The sequence below is a fragment of the Paraburkholderia sp. GAS448 genome (assembly GCF_050435685.1).
Classification (GTDB): domain Bacteria; phylum Pseudomonadota; class Gammaproteobacteria; order Burkholderiales; family Burkholderiaceae; genus Paraburkholderia.
Genome location: NZ_JBNDKT010000017.1, coordinates 23,047 through 40,670, shown reverse-complemented (window position 1 = coordinate 40,670; position 17,624 = coordinate 23,047). Strand labels below are relative to the sequence as shown.

The following is a 17,624-nucleotide window of genomic DNA, read 5'->3' as shown; positions in this document are numbered from 1 at the left end:
TCCTGACAGGATGAGAAAAGCCGACGGTCGCGGCAAGCGGCCAACCGGCGCCTCTACGATAGCGCCACCGCCGGACAGGGCGCCACACGTCACCGGTTCGGACCGGTGGATGGCGCCCGCTTGTACTATTGATGATCGGCTGCTTTGCCAGCCGCGCCCATTACATCGAGATACCGCGGCGCAGCACCGGTGCCGCATTCTTTTGCCTGAAACGGTAGGTAATGCCAAGCACGATCAGCCAGACCGGAATCAGGTACACCGAGATCCGCAGATCCGGGGTGAGGTACATGATAACCAGCACTCCCGTCAGGAACGCCAGGCACAGATAGTTGGTGAGCGGGTAGCCGAGACTCCGGAACATCGTCGGCTCGCCGGCCTTGCGCTTGTCGTGACGGAATTTCAGGTGAATGATGCTGATCATCGCCCAGTTGATGATCAGGGCTGAGACGACGAGCCCCATCAGCAGCTCGAACGCCTTGCCCGGCATGAAATAGTTGATCACCACGCACGCTGCGGTGGCCAGCGCCGATACGCCGAGCGCAACGAGCGGAATGCCGCGCCGGTTCACCTTGAGCAGCGCTTGCGGTGCATTGCCCTGCTTCGCCAGACCGTAGAGCATGCGGCTGTTGCAATACACGCCGCTGTTGTAGACCGACAGCGCCGCGGTCAGCACGACGATATTCAGCACATGGGCCACAAGATTGCTGTTCATCGCATGGAAGATCAGCACAAACGGGCTGCCGCCTGTGACAACCTTTTCCCACGGATAAAGCGACAGCAGCACGCCCAACGCACCGACGTAGAAAATCAGGATTCGGTAGATCACCTGGTTGGTCGCGCGCGGAATGCTTTTCGACGGGTTGTCAGCTTCGGCCGCAGTAATACCGACCAATTCCAGACCGCCAAACGAGAACATGATCACGGCCATCGCCATGACGAGCCCGCTCACGCCGTGCGGAAAGAAGCCGCCGTGTTGCCAGAGGTTGGCGACGCTCGCCTCAGGGCCGGCCGCACCGGAGATCAGCAAATAGCCGCCGAACAAGATCATGCCGATGATTGCCAATACCTTGACGATGGAGAACCAGAACTCCATCTCGCCGTAGGATTTGACGCTCGTCAGATTGATTGCGTTGATGATCACGAAGAACGCCAACGCCGAGACCCAGGTGGGAATCGCAGGCCACCAATAGTGAATATAGATGCCGACGGCTGACAACTCGGCCATGCTGACCAGAATGTACAGCACCCAGTAGTTCCAGCCCGAGAGGAAACCCGCGAAGGGTCCGCAGTATTTGTTCGCGAAATGGCTGAATGAGCCGGCGACAGGCTCGTCGACGACCATTTCGCCGAGCTGGCGCATGATGAAGAACGCGACGACGCCAGCGAGCGCATAGCCGAGCAATACGGATGGCCCAGCCATCCTGATCGTCTGCGCGATGCCGAGAAACAAACCCGTCCCGATCGCGCCGCCAAGCGCGATCAACTGAATATGGCGATTCTTGAGCCCGCGCTTGAGTTCGTCACTTCTATTGTTTGAAACCATGTCTCTTCCTGTCTCCTACCTTGGGTTAGACCGGCTTGCGTCCCTGACCGGTGCAGGCGCGCCGGGCCCTGGCCGCTTGACGCTCGTGACGCCAGGCAGCGGTTGCCGTCGATGCCGCTGGATGTCTACACCTTGAGCGTGCCCCGCTCGATCTGATCGCGCTCGAGGGATTCGAACAGCGCCTTGAAGTTGCCTTCGCCGAAGCCCTCGTCGCCCTTGCGCTGGATGAACTCGAAGAACACCGGGCCGAGCAGCGTCTTCGAGAAGATCTGCAGCAGCAAGCGCCGCGAACCGCCTTCGGTGCTGCCGTCGAGCAGAATGCCGTGCGACTGCAGTTCCGCCACCGGCTGGCCGTGGCCTGACAGGCGTTTTTCGAGGCCTTCGTAGTAGTAGTCGTTCGGCGCGCTCATCAACGGCACGCCGGCCATTTGCAGGTTATCGATGACTTCGATCAGGTTATCGGTCAGGAAGGCGATGTGCTGGATGCCTTCGCCGTTGAACGCCATCAGGAATTCCTCGATCTGCCCACTCCCCTTCGACGACTCCTCATTGAGCGGAATGCGGATTTTGCCGTCCGGCGCCGTCATGGCCTTCGAGGTCAACCCTGTGTATTCGCCCTGAATGTCGAAATAGCGGATCTCGCGAAAATTGAACAGCTTCTCGTAGAAACTGGCCCAATGTGCCATCCGGCCACGGTAGACGTTGTGGGTCAAGTGGTCGACGAGGCGCAGGCCGTGGCCAACCGGATGGCGGTCGACGCCTTCAATGAATTCGAAGTCGATATCGTAGATCGATTTGCCCTCTTCAAAACGATCGATCAGATAGAGTGGCGCGCCACCGATACCCTTGATCGCGGGCAGACGCAATTCCATCGGGCCGGTTGCGATTTCAACGGGCTGGGCACCCAAAGCCAATGCGCGTGCGTAGGCCTTGTGCGAGTCCTGCACGCGAAACGCCATGCCGCAGGCGCTCGGTCCATGCTCGGCGGCGAAATACGCTGCCGGGCTGTTTGGCTCGCGGTTGACGATGAAGTTGATTTCGCCCTGACGATACAGCAGGACGTCCTTCGAGCGATGGCGCGCCACGAGCGCAAAGCCCATTTGCTCGAACAGCGGTTCCAGGAGGTTGGGGGTGGGCGATGCGAATTCCACGAATTCGAAGCCCATGAGTTTCATCGGGTTCTCAAAAAGATCAGCCATGGTCATGCTCCTTAGGGTGAGAAGCGTTGCTCGCATTAGACGTCGAACGGCGCGCCGAGGTTTCCCAGGAGTTTCCAGGCATCGGCGGAGAAATAAAATTGCGCAAACACGGGGTTGGCGCGCGCCCGCTTTACTTCCCTCAACGCCGAAGTGGCCATCCTGAACACGCGAACTTCGCCTTTCTCAGGCCTCAGTGTATATTTTGACCGACAAAATATGATTTCGTTTGACACGCTGGCATACCCTTACTAATGCAATCAAATTTCTCCGAGTCCATAGATAAGGAAACAAAAATGCAAAACTTCGCCCTCGACCGCATCGACCTCCGGCTCCTTGGCGCTTTGCAGGAACACGGACGCGCCTCCAACCTCGAACTGGCGGAGGCGATCAAGCTTTCGCCGGCACAAACGCTGCGACGACATCGGCGGCTCGAGGAAATGGGCGTGATCAAACGCTACGAAACGCGGCTCGACGCCGAAAGCCTGGGGTTCGGCGTGGTCGCATTCATTCAGGTCACGATGGAGCGCGGGCATATTCGCGACCTGTTGAAATTCAAGGAACTCGTCATGAAGCTGGCACAGATCCAGGAGTGCTTTTCCGTAACGGGCGATATCGACTACGTGCTGAAAGTCGTCGCCCGCGATTTGAAGGCGCTCTCCGAGTTTCTCCTCGACACCTTGATGCGCACTCCCGGTGTGAGCAGCGTGCAGTCAATCGTTTGCCTCGACGAGATCAAAGGAACGAGCGCGATGCCGCTGGAGGCCTGAGCGCGTGTCGATGCCGGATGCGCACTGAGGCGGCCGGCACCACTGACACCCGCCCGCGGAACCTGATGTGACGCTTTGCTGGACAAGCGACCGGTGTTTGATTAGCTAACCATAGAGAGGTGAAGACCTTTGATAAAGTGAAATGCAAAGCAAACTGGCGACATGGTCGACGGAGAACAAAGAACGCAAGTTCGATCGACTCCTGAGACTGATTGCCGACAGGGATTGGTTGAGCGAGGCGGCTCGCATTACGCTGGCATCCAGCGGAGCCCGCACGCCGGGCGTGGATGGTGTCGACCCAAGATACCGGTACCGGTCGTTGTCCCAGGTGTGGAAGTGACCCGCGGCGGCGGCCCATGTACCGTTCTGAGTGTAGAGGCCGCCAAGTGCGGTGACATTCGGCGGCACGCGATCCTTGCTATCGCGCGAAGGAACCGACGCGGTGTCGGCGACCGGCGCGGAAAAGAACAGCAGGCCAGGTCTCAGACCGTAGCCGACAGCCGGTTCGGTGATCACGACGGGTACAGGCAGCGCGCCTTTGTGTTTGAGCAGAAGTCACTTACGTCGAACTGCTTGTCATCGGGTCCCTGAAGCTGAGGGGTTCAACGCCGGCGCGCGCGTCAACCAATGCAAAGGCGGTAGCCGCAAAGATCGCCGCAGCCCACGTCGCCAGGATCGACGCATGACGACGAGGACGCTTTCGCTTGACCGGGCACTCTGCAGAAGAACTGCGAGCTTCAGACCCGCTATCAGCAATCCAGTGCACGCGATGGACATCGCTGCCCGATTCCCGATCCTCACAGACGAACGAGGCGAACATGGCATCCACTGCCGGAAAAATGCGTGACATCCGTTGCGAAAAGCGAATTCGTTAGCCGGATTGTTTCAGTAATGATGGACGCGTGAACTTATGCGAGATCGAAGCCACCGCGCAGTACGAACGTCCTGTTGACCCGCCGCATTGCTCTCCTTCATCTCGATGACTCTAATTGAACGCCGCACTCGCGCCAACACCTCAATGAAGAGCATTGTGCGTCGGGTCTTTTCTGGCCTGGCAATTTCCGATCACGTAACATCTAACTGTACCGATCGAATGGCGAGTACTAATCTAGTTTGCGTTCCATCATCTGCTCACAGTGCAGCGTCGCCGCGCTCCACCGGTCAGCGGTTCATCCGCCTCATCATGCGGCGCTGTGAGATTGAAGCCCGCGAACATTTCGCTGCCTGACGGAACGAACGGGGAGTGACCATGACCATAAGGATTGCACGACTCTTAAGCACCGGCCTCGTTGTCCTATTGGCGGGCTGCCCATCGAAGCAGCAGGATCAGCAGGCTCAGACTCAGCCCACTTCAGCGCCGGCCGCAGCTGCGGCCTCTGCTCCAGCCGCAGCCCCTGTTGCGGCCGCAGCGTCTGTGCCACTCCCGGCCTCGGCGCCCGAGCCTCAGGCCCAGCAATTTCCACCGGAGGAAATCGAGGCGCTGGTCGCGCCGATCGCGCTCTATCCCGACTCGCTGTTATCGCAAATCCTGATGGCGTCGACATATCCGCTCGAAGTCGTGCATGCTGCCCGCTGGGTGAAAACGCACAACGACCTGAAGGGTGAAGTTGCCGTGAAAGCAGTGCAGGACCAGCCGTGGGACGTCAGCGTCAAGTCATTGGTGGCATTTCCGCAGGTTCTGGAACCGATGAGCGACAAGCTCGACTGGACCCAGAGGCTCGGAGATGCGTTCCTTGCAAATGAAAAGGACGTGCTTGACGCTGTGCAGCGATTGAGGGTGCGTGCGCAAAAAGCCGGACACCTGACGTCTAACGCGCAACAGAAGGTGGTTGTTGAAGCGCCTGCCCCGAGTCAGGGCGGCCAGCCCGCACAAGGTGGCCAGGCGGTCCAGGCGCCGCAAACCATCGTGCGCATCGAGCCATCCGATCCCCAGGTCGTCTACGTGCCCTCCTACAACCCGACCGTCGTCTACGGGGGCTGGAGCGCTCCAGCTTACCCGCCGACCTACTGGCCGCCTCCTCCGGCCTATTACCCCGGCGCCGCACTCGCGAGCGGGTTCGCGTGGGGGGTCGGCATCGCGGCCGCAGGCGCAATCTTCAGCGATTGCGACTGGAATAACAATGACGTCAACGTCAACGTGAATAAGGCCGCCAACATCGACCGCAATTTCAACAGCACTAAGGTAGAGGGCGGCAAGTGGAAGCACGACGCGGGACATCGTCAGGGCGTCGCCTATCGCGACAACGCGACGCGTGACAGGTACGCCAAGGGTGTGCAGGGCGCCGACGCGCGACGCGACTATCGCGGACGCACCGGCGGCGCTACCGAGCGCGCGAGCGTCGCCAATCGGGCGGAGGCCGGAAATCGCACGGGTCGCCAGAACAACGTGAGTGCGGCCAATCGCGCAGGCCGAACCGCGGGTGTCAGCGATCGGTCCAACAACGCCAATCGAGGCGCTACAGCCAGCAATCGGGCACAGACGTCCAACCGCACTGCCTCAGCCAGCAATCGCGCGCAGACGCCCAACCGCAACGCCTCAGCCAGCAATCGCGCACAGACGCCCACTCGTGTCGGTTCGTCAAACGCGCAAACCGGTAACAGAGGAGGCGGCGGTTACTCGGGAGGCAGCCGCGACTCGGCATTCCAGGGCGTCGGCGGAGGCGGCGCGACGCAGCGCGACTACAATCGCGGGCGAGCGAGCGCGCAGTCCTCGAACTATAACCGTGGGAGCGGCGCAGCCCGTGGTGGTGGTGGTGGCGGAGGCGCACGCGGTGGCGGCCGGCGCTAGTTCGTCATACGAAGGGAAGCGATCCTAGCTGAATCAGCATTTGATATGGCCATTCTGGGCCCACCGCATGAGCGGCGTTCACGCGCGTGACTGTTGGAGAATCAGTTTCCACCTGCGAAGCGGGAGCCGAAACGCTGCCTGGCTCAAGAATGCTCGACGAATGGTAAAGACAGATCCACTCGTGCTCGCCCCCGTTCGACATGTCGGTTTCGAGCATCCAGTTCACCCCGCACTGAAGACAGCGATATCTGCACACTTCAAGCGGGTGGCGACCCAGTGGACGCAGCCTCGTCGAACAGTGTGATTTCTGCAGCTGTGGATGGGGCGCAGGGGTAGCGCTCTGTAGCATTTTCTCGCACGCGTCGCAAAACATGGGAGTCAGGATCGCAGAAGAATGACGGAACAACTATAGCACTGGGCATTGCGGGGTTGGGCGGCATTCGCCGTGCTTCTTATGATAGTCGCACAGTTGGCGACGGCTGCGCATTGCATCGCAATACGCAAAATCAAGGTCCGTCACCATGACGTTCCGCCCTGTACCTCAGACGGCATCGGAGGGACACGAATTCATGCATGCGACCAGATTTGGGTCATTGGCGCAGGTTGCCATGCACCGGGCGGCGTCTTCCTCGACTCGTTTCGCGTCGTGCCTTCCCTGCGTCGCGGCCGCCGTCAATGCAGTTGCGTCGAGATATGGCACCCGCGGCGCCAGGTACTGCTTCAACCGCGCTGCCCTCCCCTCTCGTCCTGGGCGCCATCGCCATGCTGCGACCATGCGTTGGGTCCGTTTGGCGGGGTGTGAAGCCGCATATGCGGCACCGGAATCTCAATACCCGCCTCGTCCATCTTGCGCTTGAGCCGCGCGTTAAAAGCGCGCGTCACGCTCCACTGCTGCAGCGGCCGCGTCTTGATCTGCCCTTTCACAACCATCCAGTTAGCCTCAAAGCGGTCGAGCCCCCACACTTCGACGGGCGCAAGTATTTCGTTGCGCAGGCGAAAGTCCCCCTGCAGATCGGCGCTCACTTCCACAATCATGCGTGTGACTTCATCGAGCTCAACGGAGAACGGCACCCGTACCTCGAACACCGCGTTTGCGAAGTCGCGCGACAGGTTCTTCACGATCTTGATCTGCGAGAAGGGAATGGTGTGAACCGCGCCTTGTGCGTCACGTAACCGGACCGTGCGGATCGTCAGGTCCATGACGATGCCGGCATGGCTGCCGTCAATCTCAATCCAGTCACCGACAGAGATCGTCTCCTCGACAATGATGAAGAGCCCCGTGATAAGGTCGGTGACGAGCGCCTTCGCACCGAAGCCGACTGCAAGACCGATCACGCCCGCGCCCGCAAGGAGAGGCGTCAGATTGACGCCCAGAGTGGCGGCGGCGACGATGGCGGCGAGGGTCGCAACCGTCACGAAAACTGCGTTGCGCACAAGCGGCAACATCGTGCGTGCTCGCACGCTGGGATCGAGTGCCTTGCTACGCGAACTGCTCGGGCCTAGCGCCTTGAGAATTGCGGTGTCACAAAGTAACCATATGAACCAGGCGCCGAAGACCGTCGCGATGACTGTAACCAGCGCATGCTTGAAACCGGGTGTCATCGCACTGCGCTTGATCATCCGCGCGATCGGACCACTCCATAGGTCCAGTTCGAACCGGATGAACGCGAGCCACATCAAGAGAATGAGCAGCGTGCTGGCGAAGCGCAAGAGTCGCATCAGGTGCGGCGCGCGGTGGTATGCGCGCGTGTCCCTGCGACGCGTTACGTGGATCAGCAGCGCCGACACGAACAGCGTGAGCACGAGTAACAGCGCACTGAGAAGCGACGGCCGTAATACGTTCTCTTCCGAACCGCGCGCATCGATGATCGTAAAAACCGACGCAATCGCGATTACAAGGATCGGGATGTGCCACAGCGATGCGAGGATATCGAGCGCTTCCGTGGCGAGTTTGTGATCACGCCTTTGCGCATACGGGCGATTGCGTATCAGATGCGTGACGGGCCGCCGGTAAGCGAGTGCGAAATATCCGATCAGTACGGCCGCCGCCACGTTTGCGGTTGCCGACACGATCCCGGCGAGATTCACGCCGAGCAGGCCTGTGACTTCCGGGTTGTCCGTCGCGTCGGCGAGCGCGCCACATGCACCGATCGCGAAAAGCGGCCAGTGGCTTTGCGCGAGCAGCTGATGTACTGCGACACGCCGGTGTGCCGTATTGAACGCTGAGAACACGATCAGGCAGATCGCCGAGAACATCGCGCCCGCGACTATGACATAGGCGATCACAAGCCCCAGCGTGCTGCCGAGCGCGTCCGGCATTCCGCGCATGAACAGTGCCACCGCCACGAATGCGACGATCCATGGCGCCGTCCGCCAAAATGCGAAGCTCAACAGTTCGAACGAGGTTGGATTCGGTTCCAGCGTGACCTTCCAGCCATAACGTGCACTGGTGCGCAGCCGCAGATAGATCAACAGGCCAGCGCACGCGCCCCAGCCCGCGAGCGTCGCGATCATGCCAAGCAGGACGTGACCGAACGACTCCCCACTTGTGCCTCTGAGAATAGTCCAAAGATCGTCGGCCGCCGCGGTCGAACGGGTCGCCCAGTAATGCAAGGGTGTGCGGCCCTCACTCAAATCCGTCTCGACAGACGCAATGCCTGACGCAATCGCGCCGAGCAGATCGCTGCTGCCTTGTTCGGACGATGCCGGCGCAGCGGGTGCGCCACTTTGGGTACCTTCACGAAGCGCCTTCAAATGGGCGACCAGCGCTTTGCGTTGTGGATCGCTCTCGAGCGTGCCGATCAGGCTGTCCAGCGAGCGCGCCATTTCGGCCTGACTCGCGGGCGTTGGAGCCGATGCAGTCTGCGCTGCCGAGGCTGGCGGCGCGGAGCCACCCGTCACATTGTTGATGCGGTTTTGCAGCCCGGCGGGCAACGCTGCCGCTGGATTGATAGCCGCCGTCGACAGAACGAGGAAGCTGGTCACGACCAGCCATAAGCAGGCGCACCCAATCGCGCGCCACGCGCCTGCATGTAAAACAGCGCGGGCCGGCAGTCTGGCGAAGACCATGGCACGGCTGGATTCACACTGCCTGGATGCGGTCATGGAGATCCCTTCCGAAAGGTCACCCCTGTGAGAGCCGGGTCGCCAGGCTAACGCTGTTGCGAAAGCGCTGCCGCGCCCGAACTGCGCTTCGTGCCGCGATTACGGGCTAAAGCATACATCACGACAAACCCATGCCCCCTCGGCCCCTCGCGCACGTCACGACGGCTTCCCGTCGATTTCCTGCGCCGATATATCCTGGCCGAAAGGTTGCTACTCTCCGCATTGCCCAGCAACGCAAGCCCGGTCCCCAGCCGCGATGATGTTTCAATGCTTATCCGTACCACCTTCCGACCTTTCGAACACCGGTTTCGTAGCGCCCGGCTGTCGTACCGGCAATGAACGAGCGTTCTGATCGCGCATTGGCGGCCGTTCAAATCGCAAGACGCTGGTGGGAGCCGGTCCGAATTCGCAACACGATCTGCCTGGAGAGAGAGGCAGTGCGTCGCGGCGTTGCACGGGGCGAAACGGGCACGTCCGCTACACGCGCTTGGCCTGACCGACCCAGATCACGTCGTCAAAAAGCAGTTCGTCGCAGTTTCCGGGCGTCAGACGCTGGTGCGCCAGTCCCGGCGAACACACCATCACCTTGCGCAGCTTGCCCGCCTCGGAATGAACCCCGAGGTTGATCCTCTCCGTGCTCATCATGCGTCTCCTGAATTGGGAGGGCGAGAAATCTCTTGCAGGTTTCGGAGGGCAGCAGGCAACTACCCATTCCTCAAACCGGACGGCAGTTTTCTTCGCGTACGTGAATGCCGCTCCCGGACTCAAGCCTGTCGTGTTAAATAGCGGGAGCCGGGGGGGCGTAGGAGTCGCACCGGATGCGACTCGGAGTCGAGCGCAAAGGCATGCCTGACCCCAGATGTACAGAAAGCGGCTACTGCTACGATCGGCAGACGCGCGCGACGCTACATTGTGCAAATTAATATCGCTTTGTTGACGCTTTACCACAATAGGACTTTGGGCTTATCAGCTGGTCGAAAAGGTTGGCGCAGGTCAACGATTGCAGAATTGGCGGTCTCCACCAACCTGGACGACCGGACCCATGAATCATGCCAAACCTGCCTGGCCAATTCCAGGATTTGGTGACGCGCATTCGCTCTCGATCCGACATTCAGGACTCGCACTCGTGAAAATCCGCGCATAACCAACAAGCTCGTCCGATTGGGGCCACGATCATGGTATGCCCGTCGGCAAGTGAGCTGGAAGGACGTGGGATCGCACTTGAAATCCTTGCGAAGTGACGTATGCTCCCGTGGTGTAGGCATACCCGCTTTGCGCAACAAGTTCGATGTAAAGAGGCCGCCAACAGGCGCGACACGGCCCGACAAATACAGAAAAGCGTCGATGCAGCGCGCCTGTCACACTCTACACCCGTAGGGATGAGGCTGCATGTTCAGGAGACATCGCTATGGGCCAGCATCCCACTTCGGGCGCCTCACAGCAGACTACCCTCGACTCCGACGAACTTCGACTGATCGACGCCTGGTGGCGCGCGTGCAACTACCTGTCGGTCGGCATGATCTATCTGATAGACAACCCGTTGCTAAGGGAGCCGCTGAAGGTCGATCAAGTGAAGCAGCGTCTGCTTGGGCATTGGGGCGCAAGCCCAGCGCTTTCGTTTGTCTGGGCGCATCTGAATCGTGTCATCAAGCGCGATGACCTCGACGTGATCTTCATGGCCGGCCCCGGCCATGGGGCTCCGGGCGTGCTCGGCCCCACCTATCTGGAAGGCACCTACTCGGAGGTGTATCCGGACAAGAGCGAAGACGCTGAGGGCATGCAGAAATTCTTTAAGCAATTCTCGTTTCCAGGCCATATCGGTTCACATGTCACGCCGGAGACGCCTGGCTCGATTCATGAAGGCGGCGAACTGGGCTACAGCCTGTCCCATGCCTATGGCGCGGCGCTCGACAATCCGGGCCTCATCGTCGCCTGTGTGGTCGGCGATGGCGAGGCGGAAACGGGACCGCTCGCGACGGCCTGGCATTCGAACAAATTCGTCAATCCTGCTCGCGACGGCACCGTGCTGCCGATTCTCAACCTGAACGGCTACAAGATCGCCAACCCCACCATCCTCGCGCGCATCAGCCACCGGGAGCTCGAGGCGCTGTTCGAGGGCTATGGTTACACGCCTTTTTTTGTCGAGGGATCGGACCATGCGGAGATGCATGAAAAGATGGCCGCCACGCTCGACACCGTCATCGCGGAGATTCGCGCGATTCACGAAAAGGCGCGCGCTGGCGGCGAGCCCGAGCGGCCGCGCTGGCCGATGATCGTGTTGCGAACGCCCAAAGGCTGGACTGGGCCCAAGGAGGTCAAGGGCCACAAGGCCGAGGGCTCGTGGCGTTCCCATCAGGTGCCGTTCGCCGATGTACGCGACAATCCCGATAGCCTCGCGCTTCTGGAGAGCTGGTTGCGCAGCTACAAGCCCGACGAGCTTTTCAATGCGGGCGGCCGGCTGATCCCGGAACTGCGAGCGCTCGCGCCAACAGGGTCACGGCGCATCAGCGCAAATCCGCATGCCAATGGCGGCTTGTTGCGCAGGGAACTGAAGCTGCCAGATTTCCGCTCCTATGCAGTCGAGGTCTCTCACGCGGGCAAGGTGCTTCAAGAAAATACGCGGCCACTTGGCGAATTTCTACGCGACACCATGCGCGCCAACATGAGCACTTTCCGTGTGTTCGGCCCGGACGAAACGGCTTCCAATCGTCTGCAATCAATCTACGAGGTCAGCAAAAAGGTCTGGATGGGCGATCTGCTTCCAGAGGACGACGACGGCGGAGAACTGTCGCGCGACGGCCGCGTGATGGAAATGCTCTCGGAGCATACGCTGGTGGGATGGCTCGAGGGCTATCTGCTTTCGGGGCGGCATGGCTTTTTCCACACTTACGAGGCATTCGCGCATGTAGTGGATTCGATGTTTAACCAGCACGCGAAATGGCTGGACATGTGCAAGAACCACGTGCCGTGGCGCGCGTCAGTGTCGTCGCAAAACATCCTGCTGTCCTCGACCGTTTGGCGACAGGATCACAACGGCTTCTCGCATCAGGACCCAGGCTTCATCGACCTCGTCACCAACAAAAGCCCATCTGTCACGCGCGTCTATCTTCCGCCGGACGCGAATACGCTGCTTGTGGTGGCCGACGAATGTCTGCGCTCGACCGACTGCATCAATATCATCGTGGCGGACAAGCAGAAGCACCTGCAGTTCACCACCATCGACGAAGCTGTCGTGCACTGCGCGAAGGGTCTGGGCGTGTGGCGGCGCGCGAGCAACGACGAGGGCGAAGAACCGGACGTGGTCATGGCATCGTGCGGCGACGTCGCCACTCAGGAAGCGCTGGCGGCGACGGCGATTTTGCGCGAGCGGCTGCCCGAGCTCAAATTGCGCTTCGTGAACGTAGTGGACCTCTTCAGGATGCAGCCCGCGAGCGAGCATCCGCACGGCTCGACCGAACGCGAATTCGACAGCCTTTTCACGGTGGACAAGCCGGTCATCTTTAATTTCCACGGCTATCCGTGGTTGATCCACAAGCTCGCCTATCGTTTCCGCAACCACGAACATCTGCACGTACGCGGTTACAAGGAGAAGGGCAACATCAATACCCCGCTCGAACTGGCGATCCTGAATCAGGTCGATCGCTTCAATCTGGTGATCGATGTCCTCGACCGCGTGCCGAGATTACAGGGCAGGACGACCTATCTCAGGGAAGACATGAAGAACGCCATCATCAGCAACCTGAATCATGCGCACACGCACGGCATCGACCGCGCCGAGATCACCGATTGGGTGTGGCCAGACTGAGTGCCCGTGAAACCCATGGCCGTCGACCCGCCCGGCAACACATCCCGCAGCGCCGAAACCGCGCGAAGCGGGCTGGATGCCGACACACTGCAACGCGACATCATCGACAACCTCATCTGCCTGCAGGCCCGCTATCCGGCCATCGCCACCCCGCACGACTGGTACATGGCACTTGCTTACGGCGAGCGCGACCGCATGCTGGCGCTCGGCCAGAACCTCGACATGCTACTCGCTCTGGAGGAAGAGCCAGGGCTTGGCAACGGTGATCGGGGAAAAAGTGTGGTTTTCGCCTCGGCGCCGTTCATTAAGTAAACGCTTTAGATACTGGCGTCCTGAGGCTGCGAAGCGCATATGCACCCATCGTTTTGTAATCAACGGGTACTACGATAGGAAAGCTGTTGGGTCGGTCGAGCCTATCGAGAAGTAAAATGAACAGGAGCATCGACATTCGACACGACTTCGCGGGGTTCGAGCAGGCTGTGTTCTGGCTCCATGTCGTCATGGCAGTATTGTTGGCGGGCTACCTTCTCCACGGCAAAGAACTCGCAATTTCTGAGTGGATCACGTTTGAGCAGCAAACGCCCACGAATGCACTTTTTTCGGACGCTCTGCTTCCCGAATCGGCGACGCCACAACCATCCGGGAACTCAGCTGCGCGTGCGCCACACGTGACTGTCACAAACGCTTCGTTTTCCGAGTCAAAAACCTGCCGGTAGGAGGGGCTATGAGAAAGTGGAACGAACGATGGGCAAAAGCCGTTTTTCTGTGGCTGATTCTGCTGGTGACATTTCCAGCTTATGCAGATCGCGGTCCTGAGGGCCCTACGCCATTCAAGCCGGAGGAACTCGAGGCGCTGGTCGCGCCGATCGCGCTCTACCCGGACTCCGTGCTGTCTCAGACATTGATGGCATCGACCTACCCGCTTGAGATCGTGCACGCTGCGCGCTGGGTGAAAGCGAATCCGAATGTGAAGGGTGACGCGGCCGTGAAGGCGGTTGAGAATCAGCCGTGGGACACGAGTGTGAAATCGCTGGTGGCGTTTCCGCAAATACTCGAGCCGATGAATGACAAGCTCGACTGGACGCAGAAGCTTGGTGACGCTTTTCTTGCGCAGCAAAAAGACGTCTTCGCTGCCGTGCAGCGGCTGCGGGCACGCGCGCAGGAATCGGGCAACCTGAAATCGAACGAGCAGCAGAAGGTCGAAGTCGAGCCCGCGCCGGCGGGCGGCGGGACAACAACCATCGTGCGCATCGAGCCCGCGAACCCGGAAGTGATCTATGTGCCGGCCTACAATCCGACGGTTGTGTACGGTGGGTGGAGCTACCCGGCCTATCCGCCAACCTATTGGCCACCGTACCCCGCTTACTACCCTGGTTACTACCCCGGCGCGGCCCTCGCGACAGGATTCGCGTGGGGCATTGGTCTCGCTGCCGCCGGTGCAATCTTCAGCGACTGCAACTCGTGTTGGGGTGGAGGCGACGTCAACATCAACACCGACAAGGCCGCGAACATCAACCGCAATTTTGATCGCAGCAAAGTCGAGGGACAGGGAGGTCGCTGGCAGCACGATGCGAGCCATCGCCAGGGCGTCGCCTATCGAGACAATGCCACGCGCGATAAATTTGCCGGTTCGTCGGGTGCCGACAGGCGATCCCAGTATCGTGGGCGTGGTACCGATTCGGGTACGGGGTTCGGCGCAAGCGACCGGGCGGGGGCAGGCAACCGCGCAACCGCCGCTGACCGGGGCAGCGCCGGGAACCGGGCATCAGTCAACGACCGATCAGCCGGCGGCAATCGGGCAGCAACGGAAGACCGCTCCGCCGCGGCTAACCGGGGGAGCGCATCGAATCGCGGCGGCCCTGGCGACATGAGTCGTGTCAGTAGCGGCAACCGCGGTGGTTACGGCGGCGGGCGCGACAGCTCGTTCTCGGGCATAGGAGGAGGCGGCGCCGCCACGCAGCGCAGCTATGATCGCGGAAGATCGAGTATGCAGGGTTCAGGCTTTAATCGGCCCTCCGGCGGTGGCATGCGCGGCGGGGGCGGTGGACGCGGCGGCGGCAGGCGTTGAGGAGAGGGAACCATGGATTTCCAATCACGCGTTTTCAAGAAGTGGGTGGCGCCCATACTGGCGAACCTCACCGCGGCAGCCGTCCTGTCGGTCGCAATGACGACTTCCGTCTATGCTCAAAAGAACTTCAGCTCTCCGGAGGCGGCGATGAGCGCCTTCGGCGACGCCGTCGTGAAAGACCGCGAGGACGCGTTGCGCGCGATCTTCGGCAACGACTTTCGTGAACTGATTCCACCCATCGGCGCGCAGGTGCGGGATACGTTTGTCGCGGAGTGGGCAAGGTCTCATACGATCGAGCCGACGGACGCCGGGCATGCCCGGATTGTCGTGGGTGACAACGGATGGACGTTCCCGATTCCACTCGTCAAGACCGACCAGGGATGGCACTTCGACACGCGTGCGGGCGCGGAAGTCATGCGCGTGCGGCGCATCGGCCGCAACGAACTGGCTGTCATTCAGACAATGCTCGTGATCTACGATGCGCAGCGCGAGTATGCGCAGACCAACCACGACGGCGAGGGTGTGCTTGCCTATGCGTCGAGGATGGTGAGTTCGCCGGGCAAACACGACGGCCTCTACTGGCCTACCGGACCGGATGACAACCCGAGTCCGCTCGGCGAGGCGTTCGTGGATGCGAGTTCGCGCAATGCGAAGAATGCCGGCTACTACGGGTACCACTTCAAGCTGCTCGAGTCACAGGGGCCACACGCCCCAGGTGGCGCCTACGATTATGTGGTACGAGGCAAGCTCTTCGGCGGTTTTGCCGTCATCGCCTGGCCGGTGAAGTACGGCGACACCGGGATCAAGAGTTTCATGGTGAGCCATGCAGGGCAGGTCTACGAGCGGGACCTCGGACCCGAGAGCGCAGCCAAAGCGGAGGCCACGAAGTCGTTTGACCCGGGTCCGGGCTGGAGCAAGGTGCCCGATCGCGACAGCCAGTAACACAGCGCAAGCTGTGCCGCGAGCGGCACCGGCCCGCAAAAAAAGAAAGCCCGCTCGCGGCGGGCTGAATCCATATCGGAGGAGAGACATGGAGGAGACAGGGTTAGTATAAACCCTTGGCCCGCGAGTACAAGGACCTATGACTGCAGAGTGTGACGTGAGCCTGTGATGCGTCCCAGTATCCGATCCGGGCTGACACGGTAGCCGCGAGAAGAGGTTTCAGGTCCGGCGTGCCGGGCTCCGCCGACTGGCCCACTCCTTCTGCCTCGCGAGTCGAAAGACGGGTGAGGGCGCGTGCGAAGAAATGACCCCGGTTCATCTTGTCCGGATTGCGCAATCCGTCAAGGCTGATAGGCACCGGAGAGATGTTCCAGTTTCATTCGCAACACTCGCCGATCACACGACACGAAACGAATTTCACCGCGGGAAAGTGGCCCTCGGTATCAAGCCCGCTATGAGCGGTCTCGGCGCTTTCGGCCGCGCTTAAAGTCGGACCCGTTGCCACGTTGCCTCTTCCCACCTGGGCGATTCCGCTTCGCCCGGATTGCAAGGCGGATCCCGCGCGCCTGTTGTTGGCGCAAACGGTTTGAGTACAGGACGATTCCGCCGCCAGCCAGCGGACAATCCGATGAGCCTGGGCGGGATCGTTGCGGCTAGCGATCCGGGCGAGTAACGTGCTCCAACATTCTGGATCGCGCCGGAATCTGGTGTGGGGGAGCGCGCTGCTATTATGAAATTCGCTACTTCTTTTGCCGCAAGCCTGGAATTGAAATCAGGTTAAGTGCAATCACTGCGATCGCCACGCCGACAAAAATGGCCAGCGCGCCATATCGGAATGCCATGCTACGGTCATAAACCAATCCGGTAATGGCGAAATAGAGTCCACCAAGCCAGATGGCGACGCCCACTAATGCAATCGCAACCCGCCTTTCCGATTTCTTCATCGAGACCTCCAACATTTGCGGTCGGTTTCGCAAACCTCGTCAGCGCATTATCGGTTTCGTTTCTCGAGCCGGACGACTGAATTAAGCGGATGCTCGTCCGCTGCTGGCTGCGCAAGATCCAGATGCATCGCTTTTCAATCTGCTACGCATGTTGCGGGGCTCGTGGTGGGGCCGGCGCAAGATGCACTCAACGTTGAGACAGAAGCTGGATATCATCTAGTTTAGGTCGAACTCCTGATCTCGAGGTGACCCTACCTCACGTTTCATCCCTCATAAGCAGGATGCCTCCTTGCCTACGCTGCTCATCCGGAGCACACGACGATCATGCCGAATGTCGGGACTGCAGAAGTCATTCATTCAGGCAGCGAAACACCAAGCCGTTGCCTATGATTTCGCTCAAGCCGGTGCAACTCCTTTGCAACGTACCGTCCGGCGCGAGGCTCGCGGCTCCGGTCGAGTTGAT

11 protein-coding genes and 2 pseudogenes are annotated in these 17,624 nt (G+C 60.5%); 7 read left to right on the top strand and 6 right to left on the bottom strand.

Annotated elements, in window-relative coordinates; translation table 11 throughout:
• Window positions 1-160: 160 nt before the first annotated feature.
• Window positions 161-1,543: an amino acid permease gene (locus P3T23_RS27250; protein WP_429319201.1), complete on the bottom strand. Its 1,383-nt coding sequence runs from the start codon at window positions 1,541-1,543 to the stop codon at window positions 161-163.
• A gap of 125 nt (window positions 1,544-1,668) precedes the next feature.
• Window positions 1,669-2,742, bottom strand: a complete 1,074-nt coding sequence (hppD, locus tag P3T23_RS27245) for a 4-hydroxyphenylpyruvate dioxygenase (protein ID WP_429319200.1) — start codon at window positions 2,740-2,742, stop codon at window positions 1,669-1,671.
• A gap of 293 nt (window positions 2,743-3,035) precedes the next feature.
• On the opposite strand from hppD, the gene P3T23_RS27240 reads away from it, so the two are divergent.
• Window positions 3,036-3,509, top strand: coding sequence for an Lrp/AsnC family transcriptional regulator (locus P3T23_RS27240; protein ID WP_429319199.1), 474 nt, complete (start codon window positions 3,036-3,038; stop codon window positions 3,507-3,509).
• Window positions 3,510-3,614: 105 nt separating this feature from the next.
• On the opposite strand, the gene P3T23_RS27235 is transcribed toward P3T23_RS27240, so the two are convergent.
• Window positions 3,615-4,025, bottom strand: a complete 411-nt coding sequence (locus tag P3T23_RS27235; RefSeq protein ID WP_429319198.1) for a hypothetical protein — start codon at window positions 4,023-4,025, stop codon at window positions 3,615-3,617.
• Between the two features lie 733 nt (window positions 4,026-4,758).
• On the opposite strand from P3T23_RS27235, the gene P3T23_RS27230 reads away from it, so the two are divergent.
• Complete coding sequence (locus tag P3T23_RS27230; protein WP_429319197.1) at window positions 4,759-6,297, top strand: DUF3300 domain-containing protein; 1,539 nt, start codon at window positions 4,759-4,761, stop codon at window positions 6,295-6,297.
• A gap of 720 nt (window positions 6,298-7,017) precedes the next feature.
• Here the strand turns inward: P3T23_RS27230 and P3T23_RS27225 are convergent.
• Together P3T23_RS27225 and P3T23_RS27220 are read right to left on the bottom strand one after the other, a co-directional pair.
• Window positions 7,018-9,366: a mechanosensitive ion channel family protein gene (locus P3T23_RS27225; protein WP_429319322.1), complete on the bottom strand. Its 2,349-nt coding sequence runs from the start codon at window positions 9,364-9,366 to the stop codon at window positions 7,018-7,020.
• A 519-nt stretch (window positions 9,367-9,885) separates the two neighbouring features.
• Window positions 9,886-10,044: pseudogene (locus P3T23_RS27220) on the bottom strand (arginine deiminase); the annotation flags it as partial.
• Window positions 10,045-10,810: 766 nt separating this feature from the next.
• Here P3T23_RS27220 and P3T23_RS27215 point away from each other — a divergent pair.
• The 5 genes and pseudogenes from P3T23_RS27215 to P3T23_RS27195 all read left to right on the top strand — a co-directional run bounded on the left by P3T23_RS27215 (window position 10,811) and on the right by P3T23_RS27195 (window position 16,217).
• A complete protein-coding gene (locus tag P3T23_RS27215) occupies window positions 10,811-13,207 on the top strand; it encodes a phosphoketolase family protein (RefSeq protein WP_429319196.1) in 2,397 nt (798 codons plus the stop codon).
• 15 nt (window positions 13,208-13,222) lie between these two features.
• Window positions 13,223-13,483: pseudogene (locus P3T23_RS27210) on the top strand (glycogen phosphorylase); the annotation flags it as partial.
• A 152-nt stretch (window positions 13,484-13,635) separates the two neighbouring features.
• On the top strand, window positions 13,636-13,923 hold the full coding sequence (locus tag P3T23_RS27205; protein WP_429319195.1) for a hypothetical protein: 288 nt from the start codon (window positions 13,636-13,638) through the stop codon (window positions 13,921-13,923).
• Between the two features lie 8 nt (window positions 13,924-13,931).
• Window positions 13,932-15,275, top strand: coding sequence for a DUF3300 domain-containing protein (locus tag P3T23_RS27200; RefSeq protein ID WP_429319194.1), 1,344 nt, complete (start codon window positions 13,932-13,934; stop codon window positions 15,273-15,275).
• A gap of 12 nt (window positions 15,276-15,287) precedes the next feature.
• Window positions 15,288-16,217, top strand: coding sequence for a DUF2950 domain-containing protein (locus P3T23_RS27195; protein ID WP_429319193.1), 930 nt, complete (start codon window positions 15,288-15,290; stop codon window positions 16,215-16,217).
• A gap of 740 nt (window positions 16,218-16,957) precedes the next feature.
• Here P3T23_RS27195 and P3T23_RS27190 read toward each other — a convergent pair.
• Window positions 16,958-17,161: a DUF2964 family protein gene (locus P3T23_RS27190; protein ID WP_429319192.1), complete on the bottom strand. Its 204-nt coding sequence runs from the start codon at window positions 17,159-17,161 to the stop codon at window positions 16,958-16,960.
• Between the last annotated feature and the right edge of the window lie 463 nt (window positions 17,162-17,624).